We start from the raw sequence: 19609 nt of genomic DNA, 5'->3' as shown, positions 1-19609 counted from the left end.
CACAGTTCGCAGAAAGACCTCTACGGCAAGGGAAAACTGCCTCAAGGTTCGCGAAAAGGCTTCAGCAAGGTCCCAAAACCCTCACACGGTCAGAAGTCCCAATCCTCGTCGTCCGTCTCCTCGGCCTTGCCCATCACATACGACGAGCCGGAACCGGAGAAGAAGTCGTGGTTCTCGTCCGCGTTCGGCGACAGCGACGCGATGATCGCCGGATTCACATCGCAGATCTCCGCCGGGAACAGCGCCGGATAGCCGAGGTTCATGAGTGCCTTGTTGCCGTTGTAGCGCAGGAACTTCTCCACATCCTCCGTCAGGCCCACGCCGTCGTACAACGACTCGGTGTACTCCACCTCGTTGTCGTACAGCTCGTTGAGCAGATCGTACGTGTACTCGCGCAGCTCCTCGCGCTTCGCGTCGCCCACCAGCTCCAGCCCGCGCTGGTACTTGTAACCGATGTAATACCCGTGCACGGCCTCGTCGCGGATGATCAGGCGGATCACGTCGGCCGTGTTCGTGAGCTTCGCGTGGCTCGAGAAGTACATCGGCAGGTAGAAGCCCGAGTAGAACAGGAACGATTCGAGCAGCGTCGAGGCGACCTTGCGCTTGAGCGGGCTGTCGCCCTCGTAGTAGTCGAGCACGATCTGCGCCTTCTTCTGCAGGTACTCGTTCTCCTCGCTCCACGCGAACGCCGCGTCGATCTGTTCGCTCGAGCACAGCGTCGAGAAGATGCTCGAATACGACTTCGCGTGCACGGACTCCATGAACGCGATGTTCGTGTACACGGCCTCCTCGTGCGGGGTGAGCGCGTCCGGAATGAGCGAAACCGCGCCGACTGTGCCCTGGATCGTGTCGAGCAGCGTCAGGCCGGTGAACACGCGCATGGTGAGCGTGTGTTCCTCTTCGCTCATCGACTGCCAGCTGGGGATGTCGTTGGAGACGGGGACCTTTTCGGGCAGCCAGAAGTTGCCGGTGAGACGGTCCCAGACCTCGAGGTCCTTCTCGTCCTCGAGCTTGTTCCAGTTGATCGCGCTGACGCGGTCGATGAGCTTGAGCGGCTTGCGCGGAACGGAAATCGGTGCCATAGTACGGTGTCCTTTTTGGTTGTCTGATTGTTTGATTGTTTGATGATGTCTGTGATTGACCGCTGAACTGAACGGCTGGGTGCGGGGGACGCGTCGGGAGCCGGCATATGTTGCTCGACACGCTCCGGGCCGCTCGGCCAAGTCTTACGGTCGATCAACATATGCCGGCTCCCGACGCTTCGTTTGCGCTGTTATGTTACGTCGTGCGAATCCATGACTGCGGCCTTTGGCACGATAGAGGTTTCTTCGATGTTTCTCTGCATTTTTTCCGCTCGTTTACGGAGCGGTGGGGTGCGGGTGTGTGTTGCGCGACCGTAAGACTTGGCCGAGCGGCCCGGAGCGTGTCGAGCAATACATACCGCACCCCACCGCGGCAGAGCTACCAGCCATCAGAATAAAGCGTAGCTCAGTAACGCGGCAGAGTCACCGCTCAAAAATGAGCGATTACAGCATGCAGGAGACGCAGCCCTGGACCTCGGTTCCTTCGAGGGCCTGCTGACGGATGCGGATGTAGTACAGGGTCTTGATGCCCTTGCGCCACGCGTAGATCTGCGCCTTGTTCACGTCGCGCGTGGTGGCCGTGTCAGGGAAGAACAGCGTGAGCGAGAGTCCCTGGTCGACGTGCTGCGTCGCCTCCGCATACGTGTCGACGATCGCCTTCCAGCCGATCTCGTACGCGTCCTTGAAATATTCGAGATTCTCGTTCGTCATGTACGGCGCGGGGTAGTACATGCGGCCGATCTTGCCTTCCTTGCGGATCTCGATCTTGGAGACGATCGGGTGGATCGACGACGTGCTGTGGTTGATGTACGAGATCGATCCGGTCGGCGGCACGGCCTGCAGGTTCTGGTTGTACAGTCCGTCGCGCAGGATCTCGTCGCGCAGCGCGGACCAGTCGGCGACGGTCGGGATCGCGACGCCGTACTTTGCGAACAGGTCGCGCACGCGGTCGGTGCGCGGCTCCAGCGAGCGGCGGCCGTCCGTGTACTTGTCGAAGTAGTTGCCCTGGCCGGCCGGCTTCGCGTACGCGGAGCGCTCGAAGCCGACGAACGCGCGGCCGCGGCTCACCGCGAGGTCGTGCGACGCGCGGTAGGCGTGGTAGGCGACAGTCATGAAGTACATGTCGGTGAAGTCGAGCGCCTCGTCGGAGCCGTACTGGATGCCTTCGCGGGCGAGGAAGCCGTGCAGGTTCATCTGGCCGAGGCCGATCGCGTGGCCTTCCTCGTTGGCGCGGCGGATCGACGGCACCGCGTTGATGCTGGTCTGCTCGGCGACCGACGTGAGCGCGCGGATCGCCGTTTCGACCGTGCCCGCAAGGCCGCCGTCCATCGCCTTGGCGATGTTGAGCGAGCCGAGGTTGCATGAGATGTCGCGGCCGACGTGCGCGTAGCTCAGGTCCTCGTTGAACGCGCTCGGCTCCTGCACCTGCAGGATTTCGGAGCACAGGTTCGACATGGTCACGCGGCCGTCGATCGGGTTGGCGCGGTTGACCGTGTCCTCGAACACGATGTACGGGTAGCCGGACTCGAACTGCAGCTCGGCGAGCGTGGTGAAGAACTTGCGCGCGTCGATGTAGGTCTTCTTGATGCGATCGTCCGCGACCATCTTCTCGTAGTTTTCGCTGATCGGCACGTCGGCGAACGGCTTGCCGTACACGCGCTCGACGTCGTACGGGCTGAACAGCGCCATCTGCTCCTTGCGTTTGGCCAGTTCGAACGTGATGTCCGGCACGACCACGCCGAGCGCGAGCGACTTGATGCGGATCTTCTCGTCCGCGTTCTCGCGCTTGGTGTCGAGGAAGCGCATGATGTCGGGGTGGTGCGCGCTCAGGTAGACCGCGCCCGCGCCCTGGCGCGCGCCGAGCTGGTTCGCGTACGAGAACGAGTCCTCGAGCAGTTTCATGACCGGCACGACGCCGCTCGACTGGTTTTCGATGTGCTTGATCGGGGCGCCCAGCTCGCGCAGGTTGCTCAGCAGCAGGGCCACGCCGCCGCCGCGCTTGGACAGCTGCAGGGCCGCGTTGATGCCGCGCGAGATCGACTCCATGTTGTCTTCGATGCGCACGAGGAAGCAGCTGACCGGCTCGCCGCGCTGCGCCTTGCCGAGGTTGAGGAACGTGGGCGTGGCCGGCTGGAAGCGGCCGGCGATCATCTCGTCGAGGTATGCGTTCGCCGCGTTCTCGTCGCCGGCGGCCAGATCGAGCGCGACCGCCGCGCAGCGCTGCGGGAAGTCCTCGAGGTACTGCTTGCCGTCGAACGACTTGAGCGCGTAGGAGCGGAAGAACTTGAACGCGCCGAGGAACGTTTCGAACTCGTAGCCGCTGGCGGCCGCGCGCGCGTAGAACGCGTCGAGGAACTCGGGGGAGTACTGCTCGAAGACGCGGGCCTCGTAGTACTGGTTGTCGATCAGGTAGGCGAGGCGCTCGGCCGTGGAGTCGAAGTGCTTGGTGTTCGGCTCGATCTCGCTGGCGACGTACGCGCGTTCGGCTTCCTTGTCCTTGCCGAACTGGATGCGGTGGTGCTCGTCGTACAGGTTGAGCATCGCGTTGAGCGCGTGGTAGTCGGTGGACGGATCGTAGGTGCTCATAGATGATCTTTCGGTTGGGGTGGGTTATGGGGACTGTTTTGCGTGATGTTGGTGCGGCTTGCCGGTCGATACTATCCAAAACATCACGCTAGGCAGTGTGTTTGCGTGACATTTATGAGAGTAGCCGGTTGATACTAGCCCAAACATCACGCTGATCGGTCTTGATCGGTCTTGTTCGGTCTGTTGGTCTTGATTGGTCTGTTGGTCTTGTTCGGTCTGTTGGTGTGATATTTCGGCTAGTAGCTGGACCGTACTATCCTAAACATCACGCCGACGGACCGTTTTGCGTGATGTTGGTGCGGTGATCACGTTGGTGCTAGCAGAAATATCACGCGATGGAGGCGGGTTGCGCGGTGGCCGGCTGGGCGGTGTCAATCCGAGCGATGTCGGAGGCGGTGCCGGGCTGGATGGCGCCAACTTGGGCGGTGGCGGGCTGTACGGCACCGGCGTCCGCGAAGAACCGGGCGAGCCCGTCGCGCGTTTTGCGCACGTCATCGGGGGTGCCCATGAGTTCGAACGTGAACAGCAGCGGTATCTTGCATTTCGCGGAGACGATGCGTCCGGCCGCCCCGTACGCCTCGCCGAAGTTGGTGTTGCCGGAGGCGATCACGCCGCGGATCCATGCGCGGTTGTCCGGGTCGTTGAGGAAGCGTTTGACCTGCGGCGGCACGGCTTTGGAGACGACGCCTCCGCCGTAGGTCGGCACGATCAGCACGTACGGCTCGCGCACGGCGAGCGGCGCGTCTCCGGGACGCAGCGGGATACGGTAGGTCGCGATGTCCAGCTCGTCGAACCGGCAGCTCTCGACGAACCGAGTGGTGTTCTCGGATGCGGAGGAGAAGTAGACGACCGCTCCGGCATGGGGTGTGCCGGACTGAGACTGATCGTTGGATGATGGTGTTGCATTGCTCATATGCAGTTGATGGAGAGGCGATGATCGTGCGGTATCGGCGCGCGATTCGCGATCATCGGGACCGACGGATGACGTTTGTACAGTGGCCGGTCACGCGGCCAGCACGCGCTGATCGTCGGCCGGCGTCGAGATGACGTCGTGCTCGGCCACGGACTTGGCGGCGAGCGACTTCGCCAGTTCGCGGATCAGGTCCGGACGGTAGCCGGTCCAGGAGTGGTCCGGCGCGATGACGACCGGGGCCTGCTTGAATCCGGCGCGCTGCAGCTGCTCGAGGGTCTCCGGGCTTTCGGACACATCGATGGTCTCGAACGGGATGCCGAGCTTGGTGAACTGGCGCTTGGTGGCATCGCACTGCGGGCAGCGCGGCTTGGTGAAGACGGTGACGGTCATGGTTGCCTCCATTCGTATCGATGAGTCCCGTGTACCCTGTGGTTCGTTACGCGGTCGGTGACAGTTGACCCATAGTACAACTACCTTTTCCCGGGTGACCACTAGTTCTTGTGGCGTGTTGCGAGTGATTGCACTAGATGTAGTGTTTGGAATCGCGTCGGCAGTAGGCGTGTCGCGGTTGGATTGTCGACCGGTTCCTGCAGAGGACACAAAATGTCAGATTGATCACACTCGTGGCGAGGCCGTGCGGCGCGATAGGGCATGGGGTAACGTAAGCCGCATGAGCGAGAGCAATACGCAGACGGCATATTTTGCAGGCGGATGTTTCTGGGGACTGGAACGGTACTTCCAGAACGTGGACGGCGTGACCGATACGACGGTCGGTTATGCTCAATCTCGAACGGAATCTCCCACGTATGAGCAGGTGTGCTCAGGCCAGACGGATGCCGCCGAGACGGTGAAGGTCGTCTTCGATCCGGATCGCGTCACCCTGCGCACGTTGTCACTACTGTTCCTCGAAGTCATCGATCCGTTCTCCGTCGATCAGCAGGGCGAGGACCGCGGCCGCCAGTACCGCACCGGCATGTTCTATACGGACGATGTACAGAAAGCCGTATATATCGCCGCGCTGGAACAGCTCGTCGACCGCCAGCCGCAGCGTCCGGCCGTGCTCGTCGAGCCGCTGCGCAACTTCTATCCGGCCGAGGACCGTCATCAGGACTATCTGATCAACAATCCCGGCGGATACTGCCACATTCCGATCGCCGCGATCGCAAACGTACGCAACCGGCAGCGGTACGTCGAGAAAATCTGGGACCTGACCCTCGAACAGTTCGCGGTCACGCAGCTCGCCGCGACCGAACGACCGTTTGTGAACGAATATGATCACGAATTCGAGCCGGGCATCTACGTGGACATCGTCAGCGGCAAGCCGCTGTTCTCGTCGCGCGACAAGTTCGACTCCGGCTGCGGTTGGCCCGCGTTCAGCAAGCCGATCGACGCGGACTCGCTGACCGAGCACGAGGACCATCGCATCCCCGGCCGCGACCGCATCGAGGTGCGCACCGCAGACACGCAACTGCACCTCGGCCACGTGTTCACCGATGGCCCGGCCGATCGCGGCGGCCTGCGTTACTGCATGAACTCCGCCGCGCTGAGGTTCGTCCCGCGTTCGCGCATGGCCGAAGAGGGCTACGCCGACTGGCTGCCCGCCGTCGACGGCGAGTGAATGGGTGAGCGGAGTTGTGGAATGCGAAAGGGCTTGGAACCGATGTGATTCCAAGCCCTGTGCCGTGCCCCCCGTGGGATTCGAACCCACAACCCACGACTTAAAAGGACGCTGCTCTAACCGTTGAGCTAGAGGGGCAACAGCACTAAGATACACACTTCCGTCAGACAATCCCAAATCGGCGTGGCGGTTCGTCTTCGCGGCGGCCGTGGTTTCCTTGGCTGCGTCAATGGCGTTCCGGCCGCGAATATATGTGGGCCACGCGGCGGAAGTCCGCCGTTCCGTCGGTTCCGGGCGTTATATGCTGGTCTCACAACATAAGAAAGCCCCTATCGAATGACCGGAATCCAATCCTTTTAAGTCGTGGGTTGTGGGTTCTCTGATCCCGCAGGGTTGTGCTGCGTGTCCCCTGATCTATATGATCTCAGTCGGTGTTTGCTGAGGTCGTGCCGCTGCGGGTAGGCTTGCCTTTAGCAATGTCAACGCGGATGGGCGGGGAGATGCGCATGGAGTCGAAAACCAGTGAGGTGGCAGCGTTCGCTCGTATGCGCGAGAACCAGTATTTCGATCGCAAGAGCGCGCGCATCAGGCCCGAGGACGTGGCGAGGCATCTGATCGCGTTCGCGAACGCTTCGGGCGGACAGTTGGTCATCGGTATCGAGGACGACGGCGAGATCACCGGCTTCAAGCGCGCGAACGCGAAACTGGTCGAATCGTTCGAGCAGCTGCCGATCACGCAGTGCGCGCCCACCCCGCAGGTGGCCGCCCGGCGAGTTCCCTGCGTGAACTCGTCCGGCGAGGACGATCTGATCCTCGTATTGGACGTGTCGCCGTCGTCGAACCATGTGGTCGCGAAACGGTCGAACGGAGACGTGTATCTGCGCGAGGACGACCGCAGCGTGTTGTTGGACCGTGAGCAGGTGCTCGCGTTGGAGTACGACAAGGGGCAGCGTTGGTTCGAGGACGAGCCGGAAGACCGGTCGGGCGTCGACGATATCGACCATGACGTGTTCGACCGGTACAAGCAGGCCATCGGCGCGACGGATATCCCCGACGAGCGGGTGCTGCGCAGCCGCGGATTTCTCACGGATGGGCATCTGACGAACGCCGGCGTGCTCCTGTTCTCGCAGTATCCGGCCGCGTTCCTGCCGTCGGCGCGCGTGCGCGTCGTCAAGGTCGACGGGACCGAACTGCATACCGGCCGCAGCCTGAACATCGTCAAGGACGTGGAGTTCGACGGTCCGCTGCCCGAGGTCGTGGAGCGGGCCAGCCAGCTGATCGGCTCGCTGCTGCGCGAGTTCCAGGTGCTCGGCGACGACGGCCGGTTCCGCACGGTGCCGGAGTATCCGCGGTTCGCGTGGTTCGAGGGTTTGGTGAACGCGGTCGCGCACCGTGACTATTCGATCCGCGGCGAGCACACGCGCGTCATGATCTATGACGACCGTCTGGAGATCACCAGTCCGGGAGCGTTACCGAACCGGGTGACGGTGGAGAACATGCGCACCACCCGGTACGCGCGCAACCCAAAGATCTGACATGTGCTCACCGCGTTCGAGCTGGTGCGTGAGCTCAACGAGGGCGTGCACCGCATGTACGAGGAAATGGCCGAACTCGGCCTACCTGACCCCGAATACAGCGAGCCCAACAACTTCATGGTCAAACTCGTCCTGCGCAACAACATCCGGCAACGCGTGCCCTACCTCAACGAGCGAAACGACACGGCCCCGTCCGTCGTCAACCAGACCGAAGTGCCCGCCACCGGACTGACCAACACCGAACGCGAAGCCTTGGCCATCGTCGCGGTCGAGGGGAAAGTGACCACCAAACGCTTGGCCGAAAAGATCGGTGTAAATCCGCGTACGGCGGCAAGGACATTGAAACAGCTCGCCCAGCAGGAATTGCTGCACTGGCACGGGTCCGGGCTACGTGATCCCAAACAGTACTACAGTCGAGACTGACATACTCCGACATACTCCGACATACTCCGACATGTATATGTCGGAGTACTATAAGACCAGTGTAGGCAGCGGCTTCTGTGCACTGATTTTGGCCATTGTCGAGGATTTCAATTCCAAGAACATTTCCGTTTCTGACTGAAATCCACATTGTTGTGAAAGATCTTGCTGTCATCTGCTGAAGCGTATGCGTGGTCAGACGAACGGCAATATTATCCAGCCATACTTAAGTGGGATGTGGTTTGTCTTGGACCGTTCGGCTTCTTCGCAGATGCGACGAAGCGGGGCTGGCTACTGGTCGAAGCGTCCTTTGAACAGTTGGATGACGAGGACGGCGATGCCGCATAGCAGTCCGCCGATCTCCCACGGCAGCCAGAACGGCACGTCGGGCGCGAACATCAGCAGACACAGCGCGACGATCGTGGCGACGAGCATGATGACGCCGCATGCCGTCGCGGCGAGCTTGGAGGAAGCGGTCTGCAATCCGGCGCGTTCCTTGCGGTCCTCCTCGGACGCACGGTTGTAGGCGTCGAGGTCCAACTGCAGATACCGCATGCCGCAGTAAATGAACAGGAACACGCCGACCGCGTTGAGCGTCAGCATGACGGCGTTTGGCCAGCCGGCGTCGACGCCCCGCACCTCGTCCATGTACACCACGAGCATAACGCCGATCAGGATCGCCGCGATGCCGCCCGTGATGCCGGCCACCAGTATGCGGGCCTCACGGCTGCGGTCGTCCTGTGTGTAGAAGTCCTGGACGTACGGGTGCCGTCTCATGAACGCGACGCGCATCATGCCGCCGCCCAGCAGTAATGCCAGTCCGACGACCACGCCTATGCCGATGCAGGTGAACATCAGGAAGTCGTTGAGCGGGGAAGGACCGATGATCGAGTTGTCGGAGTCGAACAGGTTCGCGACGCCGACCGCAGCGATGACCGCCGCGATGCCGGACGCGATCAGCAGTGCGAAGCGGCGGCGATGCTCGTCGTATCCGGTCAGATCCTGCGGCAGGGGTGGCGTGCCGGCGTCGGCCGGCCCGATCGCCGGTTCGGCCGGTTCCGTATCGGGATGATTCTGCTCGCCTGACGGTTCCGTCGTCGGGTCGGGTGCGGTGCCGTTTGCCGGCCGGTTCACATCCCCGAGTACGAGGTCGTCGAGCGTGCAGCCGAACAGGTCGCAGATCGCCAGCAGCTTGTCCATTTCCGGGTACGCCTTCTCGGATTCCCATTTCGAGATCGCCTGCCGTGAGACGCCGAGCAGCATGGCGAGCTGCTCCTGCGTCATGTTGCGCCGTGCGCGCAACGTCTGCAGATTGGTGCGAAACGTCATCGTATTTTTCCCCTCTTCCAGTGGTGTCGTCATGTCTTGTCCGGACGATGACTCCACTATGACAGACCGCGCCGCCGCCCGCCACCATCTTGCGGTTGCACACGCCGATCACGAGGCCAATCGTCGCGCAACCAGCGGTTGCATCGGCGAAATTCCAACGTTTTCGGAGATTGTTTCAAGTATGCTGCGGGACTCGGCGCGCATGATTCGTTCGCTGGTGATCATGGTGGCGTTGGTGTGTCCGATGCCAGCTTATGGTGGCATGCCGTCAAGAATGTTGGACGGAACTGAGAGCGGCTTTGAAATAGGCGATCGCCGGAGACGGATCGCCATCACCCTCATACCGTTGCAGCGAGGCGAGAATACGACCGACGCGTTCGGCGTCCAGATTGCGTTTCTTCGGCTCCTTGCTGACGATCGTGTACGAAACGTCACCGGGCTCCGTTTTCACGATGGCGAGGATGCTGTGCGCATCCTCCCACTGACGTTCGAGATTAAGAGCGGTTTCCGGTACCCGTTTCCTTCCCAGCTCCTTGAACCCGATGGCGGCGTTGCGATTGACGGCGACGCAATCCGCATGCGTGTTGCCCGGCAGGGACGGGTGCAGGGAAAACAGCATGGCCTTCGAGTCGATGCAAGATACCGTGGCTAGGATCAGCAGCTTGTCCTCGCTCTTGCGATCGTATCGGAACGACAGCAGCTCGTGGTTCAGCCTGCGTGCGCAGGCGTATTCAAAGAACTGTCTTTTACTGGTCACGGGATAGTCCACGCCGCACAGGTGCATGAAGTTGTCCGGACCGAAGCACGCCTCCAGCGGGGCGGTCCGGTCTCCAGGAATGAACAGCACCCTGCGGTCGCACAGGTTGCGACGATACAGGTCGGCGGCCGCGTAGATGCGGGATACTGCGGAGGGTTTGTCCATCCCGAATCCTCTCTTGAAACGAAAGAAGCCGGCGCCCTTGGGCTGACCGGCTTTCTTTTGGCCTTTAACGTCTACCGCGGTGACTATCCACCCCGCCTTTCGGTGGAGCGTTCCCCACGATGCTTAGCGTCCCCGTGGTGGGACTGGATACGTTCCGGGGCTTTGCAATCCCTGACGCCATTCGTATCGGGCGGCGGAATCCTGTTATACGTGCGGAGGCCAGCACGGCAAGTATGGACGCGGACGGCGCACCTGTATCTGCACTCATCAGTTTAACAGCACATCCAACCCAATGGCCCCCGATTGCGCCGAAGGCGGCAACTCACTTGTGCCGGCCGAGGTATTCGGCAAGGGCCTGGGCGACGAGGTCCTGCATGCGGCCGCCGCCATACGCATAAGAAAAAGCCCGGCAGGGGAACCGGGCTTTTGTGAGAGAGGAAGAGAAGAAGAAGGTTTTCAGTTATGTGCGACCTTGCGGCCGTGGTTACATATAACAACGCGAATCTCGGCGGAACGTGCCGTTTGGCTGGGAACGTTGTGGGAAACCCGTGCCCGTTCTGTGAATGTGCGAGCGGATATGTGCTGATGCCGTGAAGCGGAACGGTCGGTGGCGCGGATGACGTGATGATCGTGCTTGATCGATGATCGTTGATGATCGGGCATGATCGCTTCTGATGGGTTGCTCGCGTGTCAAGCGTGCCGTGTTCAATGGCTGGAGTGAAGAAACTGATTGCGCAGCTTATGAAATTCGGCATCGTCGGTGTGATCGCCTTTATCATCGACTGGGGCATCCTGAACATCCTGGTCGGCGTGTTCCACATGCACAACGTGCTCGCCGCCACCATCTCCTTCATCATCTCGCTGATCTTCAACTACTTGGCGAGCATGAAGTTCGTGTTCAAGCACCGCGACGACATGGCGCGGTGGATGGAGATCGTGATCTTCGTGGTCGGCGCGGTGATCGGCCTGTTCATGAATGACGCGATTATCTGGATCTCGACGTACGGCATGAACCACGACGCGTACGTCTCGCAGCACGCGGAGTACCTGCTGCGCACGAATGTGGGCAAGCTGATCGCCACCGCCGTGGTGATGGTGTGGAACTTCCTGATCCGCAAGTGGCTGCTCGACGACACGCATACGAACGCGATGAACCGTCTGCGCTCCGCGGAAAACCGCCTGAGCGCCGAGGAGTTGGAGGCCAAGTGGCTCAACAGCTTCTCGCACAAGCTCGGTGTGTGGTCGCTTGAGCACACGCCCAAGGGCTGGCCGAAGTAGGGGCGAGCTGGATCGGACGGAGTCGCCCTATCCCTATCCGTGCGGCCGGTCCGTTCGTGCGGTGGGGGAGGCTGCGCGGTCTGCGCGCTGTCCCGTTCTTGGTGGTCTTGGTATTGTCCGGGTCTTCAGCGCAACTATTCCCGGAAATAAAGCCATTCTTCCCGAAATAGTTGCGCTGTGCGGTTGCCGGCGCAACTATTTTCGGACGAAGCCGCTCTTTTCCGAGATTTGTTGCGCTGGGACGGTGGTAGCGCAACTATTTTCGGAACAGTGGGATGATTTCCGGGAATAGTTGCAACGGATGACTGGACTGTGACTGGGGCAGGGGACGGTCGCGCGATGATGTCGCCGATGATATATCCGAATAAGACTGTCGCTCTGTCTTCTCTGACTATTGCCACGCAAATGGCTTCGATTCCGTGGCGATAGTCGGAGGAATGGCCGTATCGTCGGATTGTTGCCATGTGAACAAGCCTGTTTGTGTGGTGAAAACCCGAGAACTGCCCGGCTTCCCCGGTTAATCCCAGATCCGGCATCGGCACCGAGCGGGCCGAGAGACGAAAAAAGCTAGGAATCGTTGTGATTCCTAGCTTTCTGTTGGTAGCGGGGCATGGATTTGAACCATGGACCTCTGGGTTATGAGCCCAGCGAGCTACCGAGCTGCTCCACCCCGCGTCGGCTTGTCTTGCGACAGCTCTATCTAAGATACCGGCAACCGGTCAGATGTCAAATCGGCGTGTCGCGCCAAAAACCGCAGCGGCAGCCGCACCCCGATAGCCCGCCATAACCGCAACCGATAACCCGCGCGGCGTCCCGTCGCCGGCATGTTGCCATAATAGATGCCATGCCTATCAAGATCCCCAGCGGCCTGCCGGCCCGTGCCATCCTCGACTCGGAGCGCATCTTCGCGCTTGAGAAGCCCGAAGCGGAGCGTCAGCGCGTGCGTCCGCTTAAACTGGTGATCCTGAATCTCATGCCCAAGAAGATCGAGACCGAAACGCAACTGCTGCGCCTGATCTCGAAATCACCGCTGCAGGTCGAGATCGACTTCATGAAGACCTCCACGCACGAGGCCACGCACGTCTCCGCCGACCACCTGCTCAAGTTCTACGAGACGCTCGACGCGTTCAAGGACAATTACTACGACGGTTTCGTCGTCACCGGCGCGCCGGTCGAGCACATGCCGTTCGAGCAGGTCGACTACTGGGACGAGTTCAAGTCGATCCTCGACTGGGCCTCGACGCACGTGTTCTCGACCATGTACCTGTGCTGGGGTGCGATGGGCGCGCTCAACTACCGCTACGGCGTGCGCAAGATCGACTATCCCGAGAAGATCTTCGGCGTGTTCCCGCAGTATCTGCAGGACGAGTACTGCTTCCTGACGAACGGATTCGACGAGATCGCGCTGCAGCCGCACTCGCGACTGGCCGGCGTGGACGAGGACGACGTCGCCGCGCACCACGACCTGCAGATGCTCACGTGGGGACCGCAGTCCGGCCCGGGCCTGATCGCCACGCGCGACTTCTCCGAAGTGTTCGCGCTCGGCCATTGGGAGTACGGCAAGTACACGCTCGCCGAGGAGTACGAGCGCGACATGGCCAAGGGTCTGACGAACGTGCCGTTCCCGAAGAACTACTTCCCGCACGACGATCCGAAGCTGGAACCGCTGTTCAGCTGGCGTGCGCACGGCAATCTGCTGTGGCGCAACTGGCTGAACTGGGTGTACCAGACGACGCCGTACGACCTGACCGAGGTGCCGCAGCTGCGCAGGGAGAAGCGGCTGGGGACGGACCGTTCGATCCGGCACGAGCCGGGGAGCCCGCGCAAGGACGGTTTCGCGCCGTTTGTGCACGATGGGTACGGCGTGATCGAAGGCTGATGGTGGTGGACGGTCTGCGACCGCGTTGTTGATTGGCGGCCTGATGGCCGCGTACCCCACCCGTCAGCTTCGCTGACACCCTCCCCTGAGAGGGGAGGGAAAGCCTGAGCGCACGTTCCGTCATCTGCGCGTTAGCTCACCCTATCCTGAGGGGAGAGAGGAAGGCCTCCGCGTGGCAGCGGCAGCGGGGTGCCCGTCCTACCTTTCCCCGAGGGGAGGGAAAGCCTTAATGCATATTGCTGAAACGTCATCCTTTCCCGAGAGGGGAGGTTTGAGTGGGACGGCATCGCTTCGCCGCGGGGGATGTTTCGACGGCGTCGCCAGAGACGGGATGTCCACAACGTGGACGGGGCGATAGCCGAAAAGCGAACGTCGGGAATGTCACAGTGCGGATGTGACTGTGAACGATAACACAACAATTGTTGACAGATCGTCTAAACACGCGGATTGTGCAAAACGCCGACGGAACGGCGTGGTTCCGCCGCTGCTTGACTTTGTCCGAACACGGGCTAATAATCACTTCTCAGCCATTCGGAGTCGAATGCACGACGTCGACTCCAAGCCACGCCGCGCGGACCCTGAACCGGGGAGACGGAAGTAACCGGCATGTCACATTCGCCCTACCCCTTGGGCTAAACTGACACCGGAAACAAGAAGCAGGAGGCGTGATTATGGTCGGTTCATTCGGCACTGGCATGCTGTTGGCAGCCGAGACTGGCGCGCATCTTCCGTCGGTCGATGACTTCCTTCCTCCGGAGATCCTGTTCCAGGGCACTCCGTTCGCGATCAATCGCATCATTCTTATCCGCATCGTCGCCACGATCGTGCTGCTGCTCGTGCTGGGCGTCACCGCCAGCCGTGCCAAGCTGATCCCCGGTCGCTGGCAGGGCGTCGTCGAGATGGGCCTCGACTTCGTGCGCGACAAGATCGTCTACGACATCATGGGCGAGACCCGTGGCAAGCGCTACGTGCCGATGATCACCACGCTGTTCTTCACGATCTTCGTGTTCAACCTGTGCGGCATCATCCCGGGCATGAACATGGCCGCCACCGCGACCGTCGTCATGCCGCTCGTGTTCGCGCTGTGGACGATGATCCAGTACTGGATCGCCGCCGCCCGTTCGCAGGGCCTCGGCCACTACCTGCGTCACGAGCTGTTCACGCCGGGCGTGCCGTGGCCGGTCTACATCCTGCTCGCGCCGATCAACATCCTCGAGCTGCTGGTCATCCGCCCGGCCTCGCTGACGATCCGACTCTTCGCGAACATGGTCTCCGGCCACCTCATGGTCGCCACCTGCCTCGCGTTCGCGCAGTACTGGATGGTCGACGCGGTCAACAAGCTGCAGGGCGTCCCGGTGGGAGCGCTGTGGTTCGCCGGCGGCTTCGCGATGACCTGCTTCGAGGCGTTCGTCGCGTTCCTGCAGGCCTACGTGTTCGCGATCCTGTCGACCGTGTACATCAACCTGAGCTTCCCGGAGGAGTGACCCGAGCGGTCATCCCATCCCCGTCCCCGCACGTCCCGCACCGCAGCGATCGGCAACGGTCGCACCAATCGCACCAATCACACCAACCAGCGGAACGCAAGCGGAACCCCAAGATTTATAACGTCACCTCGTACGTTAGAAAGGAAACAGAAATGGATATCATCACCCTCGCTGAGGTCGCCGGCAACCTGTCCGTCATCGGCTACGGCATCGGTACTCTGGGCCCCGGCATCGGTCTGGGCATCCTCTTCGGTAAGGCCATGGAATCCACCGCCCGCCAGCCCGAGATGTCCGGCAAGATCCAGACCATCATGTTCATCGGCCTGGCTCTGGTCGAGGTGCTGGCCCTGATCGGCTTCGTCGCCGCCCTGATCATCAAGTAACGATCACCCGACGCACGAAACAACGATTTCATGTCCAACAATGAAAGGAGGGCTTCATGATGACACTGGCAGAAGGCGGAATCGATCTGTTCATCCCCGAGACCTATGACATTGTGTGGTCCCTGATCATCCTTGTCATCGTTGCGCTGTTCTTCTACAAGTTCTTCCTGCCGAAGTTCAATGCGATCTTCGACGAGCGTGCGGCAAAGATCGAAGGCAACATCGCCAAGGCCGAACAGGCCAAGAAGGACGCTGACGAGGCGAAGGCCAAGTACGAGGCCCAGCTGAGCAACGCCCGCGTGGAAGCCTCCAAGATCCGCGACGACGCCCGCGCCGAAGCCTCGCACATCATCGCCGACGCCCGCTCCCGCGCCGAATCCGACGCGGCGCAGATCACCGCCAACGCGCAGCGCTCCATCGAGTCGCAGCATCGTCAGGCGATGGTCAGCCTCAAGGGCGAAGTCGGCACGCTCGCCGCTGCCCTCGCGGGCAAGATCCTCGGCTCCAAGCTCGAGGACGCGGACGTGCAGTCGAGCATGATCGACAACATGCTCGACGAGATGGACTCCGACAAGAAGTGATCGTCTGGCAGTGACTGTCAAGACTACAACGCAAACGTCAAGGAAAGGGAGGTGACCAATGCGAGGAGAAGCATCGCGCATCGCCGATCGCGTCTCTCGTGACTCGCTGGCACCCAAGCTGCGCGAAGCAGGCGAGGACGCGTGGCGCATCGGGAACGAACTGTTCTCGATCACCAACGTGCTCGATCACAACGTCCAGCTTGAACGCGCGCTCACCGACCCGTCGCGCCCGGTGGCGGACAAGGTCGCCGTACTGAACACCCTGATCGGTGCTCAGGCGCACCCGATGACGATGGAGATCATGACCGATCTGGTCGGTCGTCGTTGGAGCCGCGTGTCCGACATCGCCAACGCCGTGGAGGACTTCGGCGTGGACGGCATGATGTACTACGCGGACGCCACCGGCACCACGCTGCAGGTGTCCGTCGAGCTGGCCGAACTGCATTCGGCGCTGCTCGGCATGCCGGTCCTGCGCTCCGAACTGTCGGACGACAGCGCCCCGGCCGAGGCCCGCACCAAGCTGCTCAACAGCCTGATCGGCTCCAGCGACCTCAACAAGGTCACCAAGCGCCTGGCGGAACACGCGACCTGCAACCTGCGCAACCGCCGCTACCTGCAGACCGTGCAGTGGCTGATCAACAAGTTCTCGCGCCACATGGGCGAGTCGATGGTCACCGTGACCACCGCCACGCCGCTCAAGATCGAACAGATCAAGAAGCTGGTCGCGATCTACACGAAGAAGATCGGCCGCCCGGTGCACATCAACTCGGTCGTGGACCCGTCCGTGATCGGCGGCATGCGCATCCAGGTGGGCGACGAGGTCACTGACAACACGGTGGTCGCCCAGCTCCAGCATTTGAACCGCACCGTCCAGGCCAGCGCCTGACGGCATATATCCCGCGCCCGCAACGCCGCCGCCCGGCAAGCCAACCGGACGTGCGCGCGGCGCGAGATCCCAAGATTTACCAATAACAACAAGGAGTGATCATGGCAGAACTTACCATTGATCCCACCACGATACGCAAGGCGCTCGATGATTTCGTCGAGTCGTACAAGCCGTCGGACACGCCCACCCAGGAAGTGGGCTACGTGGCCACGGCCGGCGACGGCATTGCGCACGTGACGGGACTGCCTGGTTGCATGGCCAATGAGCTGCTGACCTTCGAGGACGGCACGCTCGGCCTGGCGTTCAACCTTGACGCCCGTGAGATCGGCGTGGTTATCCTCGGCGACTTCGCAGGCATCGAGGAAGGCCAGGAGGTCCGTCGCACCGGCGAAGTGCTCTCCGTGCCTGTTGGCGACGGCTACCTCGGCCGCACCGTGGACCCGCTGGGCAACCCGATCGACGGTCTGGGCGAGATCACGGACATCGAGGATCGTCGTATCCTCGAGGCCCAGGCCCCCGACGTGATGCACCGCCATCCGGTCGATGAGCCTATGTCCACCGGCCTCAAGGCCATCGACGCGATGACGCCGATCGGCCGCGGCCAGCGCCAGCTCATCATCGGCGATCGTCAGACCGGCAAGACGGCCATCGCGATCGACACCATCATCAACCAGAAGAAGAACTGGGAATCCGGCGATCCGAAGAAGCAGGTCCGCTGCATCTACGTCGCCATCGGCCAGAAGGGTTCGACCATCGCCTCGGTGCGTCAGAGCCTCGAAGAGGCCGGCGCGATGGAGTACACCACCATCGTCGCCTCCCCGGCTTCCGATTCCGCTGGTTTCAAGTACATTGCCCCCTACACCGGTTCCGCCATCGGACAGCACTGGATGTACCACGGCAAGCACGTCCTCATCGTCTTCGACGATCTGTCGAAGCAGGCCGAAGCCTACCGTTCGATCTCGCTGCTGCTGCGTCGTCCGCCGGGGCGTGAGGCCTACCCGGGCGATGTGTTCTACCTGCACTCCCGTCTGCTCGAACGCTGCGCGAAGGTTTCCGATGACCTCGGCGGCGGCTCGATGACCGGTCTGCCGATCGTCGAGACCAAGGCGAACGACGTGTCCGCCTACATTCCGACCAACGTGATCTCCATCACCGACGGTCAGATCTTCCTGCAGTCCGACCTGTTCAACGCGAACCAGCGTCCTGCCGTGGACGTCGGCATCTCCGTGTCCCGAGTCGGCGGCGCGGCGCAGACCAAGGCCTTGAAGAAGGTCTCCGGCACGCTGAAGATCTCGCTGGCGCAGTACCGTTCGCTGGAATCCTTCGCGATGTTCGCGTCCGATCTGGACGCCGCGTCCAAGGCCCAGCTGAACCGTGGTGCGCACCTGACCGAGCTCCTGAAGCAGCCGCAGTTCTCGCCGTACTCGATGGAGCAGGAAGTCGTGTCCGTGTGGGCCGGCACCCACGGCAAGATGGACGATCTGCCGCTGGGCGACGTGCTGCCGTTCGAGCATGCGCTGCTCGACTGGCTCGACCACAACACCGACATCCTCACCACCATCCGTGACACCGAGAACTTCACGCCCGACACCGAAGCGGCCCTCGACAAGGCCGTGGACGAGTTCCGCGAGACCTACGTGACCAAGGCCGGCAAGCCCTTGGTCGAGAAGAAGAAGGTCTCCAAGAACCCGACCCCGATCGAGCAGGAGAAGATCGTGTCGAAGGCCGAGAAGCCGGAACACGACCCGAACAAGCACCCGATGGCCGGAGAAAAGAAGTAATTCATGGGATCGCAACTCGCATTGAAGAGCAGGATCGCCTCCACGGGTTCGTTGGAGAAGATCTTCAACGCCCAGGAGATGATCGCGTCTTCGCACATTGCCAAGGCACGTGACGTTGCCCTGAACGCGAAGCCCTATGCCGATGCGATTTTCGATGCCGTACAGGCTGTGGTGGCCCATTCGCATATCACGCATCCGATCGTGAAGAAGGAAGAGGACAACCCGAAGGTTGCTGTGCTTGCTCTCACGTCGGATCGTGGTATGGCCGGCGCGTACACGTCGTCGATCATCCGTGAGACGGAGGATCTGCTCAACCGTCTCGAATCGGACGGCAAGCAGCCGGAGCTGTACGTATACGGTCGCCGCGGTGTGACGTACTACAAGTACCGCAACCGCGACGTCGCCGATACGTGGGAGGGCGATACCGACAAGCCTGGCGTCGAAGTCGCCGAGGCGATCTCCACGGCACTGATGAACGCCTACATGAAGCCGGCCGCCGAGGGTGGAGTCTCCGAGCTCTACATCGTCTACACCGAGTTCATCAACATGGTGGTTCAGAAGGTGCGCGTGCTGCGGATGCTTCCGGTCGAGGTCATCGAACCCGAGCGCGAGCAGGCCGACCCCGGTCTGGACGCGCCGAGCGATGCCAGCAAGGCCACGCCGCTGTACTCCTTCGAGCCGAGCCTCGAAGAGGTGCTCGACGCGGTGCTGCCGAAGTACATCCAGTCGCGTATCCACGAGTGCCTGCTGGAGGCGGCCGCATCCGAGACCGCCAGCCGACAGAACGCCATGCATACGGCCACGGAGAACGCCCGTAACCTGATCGACGACCTGACCCGCAAACTCAACGCCTCGCGTCAGGCCTCGATCACCCAGGAACTTACCGAAATCATCGGCAGCGCCGACGCGCTGAACAACAAGGAAGAGTAGGA

At 61.7% G+C, this 19609-nt stretch carries 16 protein-coding genes, 2 tRNA genes and 1 pseudogene; 11 read left to right on the top strand and 8 right to left on the bottom strand.

All coding sequences use genetic code 11. From position 1 onward, the window contains the following. Positions 1-89: 89 nt before the first annotated feature. The 4 genes and pseudogenes from nrdF to AC1A0G_RS02630 form a co-directional block, all read right to left on the bottom strand. Positions 90-1082 (bottom strand): class 1b ribonucleoside-diphosphate reductase subunit beta, encoded by a 993-nt coding sequence (nrdF, locus tag AC1A0G_RS02645; protein WP_476527277.1) that lies wholly within the window; start codon positions 1080-1082, stop codon positions 90-92. Between the two features lie 444 nt (positions 1083-1526). After that, positions 1527-3668, bottom strand: coding sequence for a class 1b ribonucleoside-diphosphate reductase subunit alpha (nrdE, locus tag AC1A0G_RS02640; protein WP_476527276.1), 2142 nt, complete (start codon positions 3666-3668; stop codon positions 1527-1529). A 448-nt stretch (positions 3669-4116) separates the two neighbouring features. Beyond that, positions 4117-4581: pseudogene (gene nrdI, locus AC1A0G_RS02635) on the bottom strand (class Ib ribonucleoside-diphosphate reductase assembly flavoprotein NrdI); the annotation flags it as partial. A gap of 90 nt (positions 4582-4671) precedes the next feature. Next, a complete protein-coding gene (locus AC1A0G_RS02630; protein WP_476527275.1) occupies positions 4672-4971 on the bottom strand; it encodes a glutaredoxin family protein in 300 nt (99 codons plus the stop codon). 280 nt (positions 4972-5251) lie between these two features. Between AC1A0G_RS02630 and msrA the strand changes: the two genes are divergently transcribed. Next, positions 5252-6199 (top strand): peptide-methionine (S)-S-oxide reductase MsrA, encoded by a 948-nt coding sequence (gene msrA / locus AC1A0G_RS02625; protein WP_476527273.1) that lies wholly within the window; start codon positions 5252-5254, stop codon positions 6197-6199. A gap of 65 nt (positions 6200-6264) precedes the next feature. Here msrA and AC1A0G_RS02620 read toward each other — a convergent pair. Beyond that, a tRNA-Lys gene (locus AC1A0G_RS02620) sits at positions 6265-6337 on the bottom strand. A gap of 368 nt (positions 6338-6705) precedes the next feature. On the opposite strand from AC1A0G_RS02620, the gene AC1A0G_RS02615 reads away from it, so the two are divergent. Both AC1A0G_RS02615 and AC1A0G_RS02610 read left to right on the top strand, forming a co-directional pair. Next, positions 6706-7734, top strand: coding sequence for an RNA-binding domain-containing protein (locus tag AC1A0G_RS02615; RefSeq protein ID WP_476527272.1), 1029 nt, complete (start codon positions 6706-6708; stop codon positions 7732-7734). 3 nt (positions 7735-7737) lie between these two features. Further along, positions 7738-8157 (top strand): MarR family transcriptional regulator, encoded by a 420-nt coding sequence (locus AC1A0G_RS02610; RefSeq protein ID WP_476527271.1) that lies wholly within the window; start codon positions 7738-7740, stop codon positions 8155-8157. Between the two features lie 288 nt (positions 8158-8445). On the opposite strand, the gene AC1A0G_RS02605 is transcribed toward AC1A0G_RS02610, so the two are convergent. Together AC1A0G_RS02605 and AC1A0G_RS02600 are read right to left on the bottom strand one after the other, a co-directional pair. Further along, complete coding sequence (locus AC1A0G_RS02605) at positions 8446-9483, bottom strand: helix-turn-helix transcriptional regulator (protein WP_476527269.1); 1038 nt, start codon at positions 9481-9483, stop codon at positions 8446-8448. A 268-nt stretch (positions 9484-9751) separates the two neighbouring features. Further along, positions 9752-10405 (bottom strand): PBECR4 domain-containing protein, encoded by a 654-nt coding sequence (locus AC1A0G_RS02600; protein ID WP_476527267.1) that lies wholly within the window; start codon positions 10403-10405, stop codon positions 9752-9754. A gap of 741 nt (positions 10406-11146) precedes the next feature. On the opposite strand from AC1A0G_RS02600, the gene AC1A0G_RS02595 reads away from it, so the two are divergent. Beyond that, positions 11147-11683: a GtrA family protein gene (locus AC1A0G_RS02595; protein ID WP_476527333.1), complete on the top strand. Its 537-nt coding sequence runs from the start codon at positions 11147-11149 to the stop codon at positions 11681-11683. 598 nt (positions 11684-12281) lie between these two features. Here the strand turns inward: AC1A0G_RS02595 and AC1A0G_RS02590 are convergent. Then, positions 12282-12358, bottom strand: a tRNA-Met gene (locus tag AC1A0G_RS02590). A 169-nt stretch (positions 12359-12527) separates the two neighbouring features. Between AC1A0G_RS02590 and AC1A0G_RS02585 the strand changes: the two genes are divergently transcribed. The 7 genes from AC1A0G_RS02585 to AC1A0G_RS02555 all read left to right on the top strand — a co-directional run bounded on the left by AC1A0G_RS02585 (position 12528) and on the right by AC1A0G_RS02555 (position 19607). Next, complete coding sequence (locus AC1A0G_RS02585; protein ID WP_476527265.1) at positions 12528-13562, top strand: homoserine O-succinyltransferase; 1035 nt, start codon at positions 12528-12530, stop codon at positions 13560-13562. Positions 13563-14233: 671 nt separating this feature from the next. Further along, positions 14234-15046, top strand: a complete 813-nt coding sequence (atpB, locus tag AC1A0G_RS02580) for a F0F1 ATP synthase subunit A (protein ID WP_214373589.1) — start codon at positions 14234-14236, stop codon at positions 15044-15046. A gap of 152 nt (positions 15047-15198) precedes the next feature. Continuing rightward, positions 15199-15429, top strand: coding sequence for an ATP synthase F0 subunit C (atpE, locus tag AC1A0G_RS02575; RefSeq protein ID WP_033493409.1), 231 nt, complete (start codon positions 15199-15201; stop codon positions 15427-15429). Positions 15430-15488: 59 nt separating this feature from the next. Next, positions 15489-16010, top strand: coding sequence for a F0F1 ATP synthase subunit B (locus tag AC1A0G_RS02570; protein WP_163146883.1), 522 nt, complete (start codon positions 15489-15491; stop codon positions 16008-16010). 58 nt (positions 16011-16068) lie between these two features. Beyond that, the gene (locus tag AC1A0G_RS02565; RefSeq protein WP_476527263.1) at positions 16069-16896 is read left to right on the top strand and encodes a F0F1 ATP synthase subunit delta; all 828 of its coding nucleotides are present in this window, start codon (positions 16069-16071) and stop codon (positions 16894-16896) included. Between the two features lie 101 nt (positions 16897-16997). Next, the gene (gene atpA / locus AC1A0G_RS02560; protein WP_152358858.1) at positions 16998-18677 is read left to right on the top strand and encodes a F0F1 ATP synthase subunit alpha; all 1680 of its coding nucleotides are present in this window, start codon (positions 16998-17000) and stop codon (positions 18675-18677) included. A 3-nt stretch (positions 18678-18680) separates the two neighbouring features. Next, positions 18681-19607: a F0F1 ATP synthase subunit gamma gene (locus AC1A0G_RS02555; RefSeq protein WP_476527261.1), complete on the top strand. Its 927-nt coding sequence runs from the start codon at positions 18681-18683 to the stop codon at positions 19605-19607. Positions 19608-19609: the final 2 nt, after the last annotated feature.

The organism is Bifidobacterium sp. LH_230, assembly GCF_056357555.1.
Note: the sequence above shows the minus strand (reverse complement) of the source record. Positions and strands in the feature narration are given on the sequence as shown.

Bases quoted from the DNA above. Each gene is read 5' to 3' on its own strand.
- atpB (WP_214373589.1), top strand. From the start codon at position 14,234: ATGGTCGGTTCATTCGGCACTGGCATGCTGTTGGCAGCCGAGACTGGC.
- AC1A0G_RS02595 (WP_476527333.1), top strand. From the start codon at position 11,147: ATGAAATTCGGCATCGTCGGTGTGATCGCCTTTATCATCGACTGGGGC.
- AC1A0G_RS02565 (WP_476527263.1), top strand. From the start codon at position 16,069: ATGCGAGGAGAAGCATCGCGCATCGCCGATCGCGTCTCTCGTGACTCG.
- nrdF (WP_476527277.1), bottom strand. From the start codon at position 1,082: ATGGCACCGATTTCCGTTCCGCGCAAGCCGCTCAAGCTCATCGACCGC.
- atpE (WP_033493409.1), top strand. From the start codon at position 15,199: ATGGATATCATCACCCTCGCTGAGGTCGCCGGCAACCTGTCCGTCATC.
- AC1A0G_RS02555 (WP_476527261.1), top strand. From the start codon at position 18,681: ATGGGATCGCAACTCGCATTGAAGAGCAGGATCGCCTCCACGGGTTCG.
- atpA (WP_152358858.1), top strand. From the start codon at position 16,998: ATGGCAGAACTTACCATTGATCCCACCACGATACGCAAGGCGCTCGAT.
- AC1A0G_RS02605 (WP_476527269.1), bottom strand. From the start codon at position 9,483: ATGACGTTTCGCACCAATCTGCAGACGTTGCGCGCACGGCGCAACATG.
- nrdE (WP_476527276.1), bottom strand. From the start codon at position 3,668: ATGAGCACCTACGATCCGTCCACCGACTACCACGCGCTCAACGCGATG.
- msrA (WP_476527273.1), top strand. From the start codon at position 5,252: ATGAGCGAGAGCAATACGCAGACGGCATATTTTGCAGGCGGATGTTTC.
- AC1A0G_RS02630 (WP_476527275.1), bottom strand. From the start codon at position 4,971: ATGACCGTCACCGTCTTCACCAAGCCGCGCTGCCCGCAGTGCGATGCC.
- AC1A0G_RS02600 (WP_476527267.1), bottom strand. From the start codon at position 10,405: ATGGACAAACCCTCCGCAGTATCCCGCATCTACGCGGCCGCCGACCTG.
- AC1A0G_RS02570 (WP_163146883.1), top strand. From the start codon at position 15,489: ATGACACTGGCAGAAGGCGGAATCGATCTGTTCATCCCCGAGACCTAT.
- AC1A0G_RS02585 (WP_476527265.1), top strand. From the start codon at position 12,528: ATGCCTATCAAGATCCCCAGCGGCCTGCCGGCCCGTGCCATCCTCGAC.
- AC1A0G_RS02615 (WP_476527272.1), top strand. From the start codon at position 6,706: ATGGAGTCGAAAACCAGTGAGGTGGCAGCGTTCGCTCGTATGCGCGAG.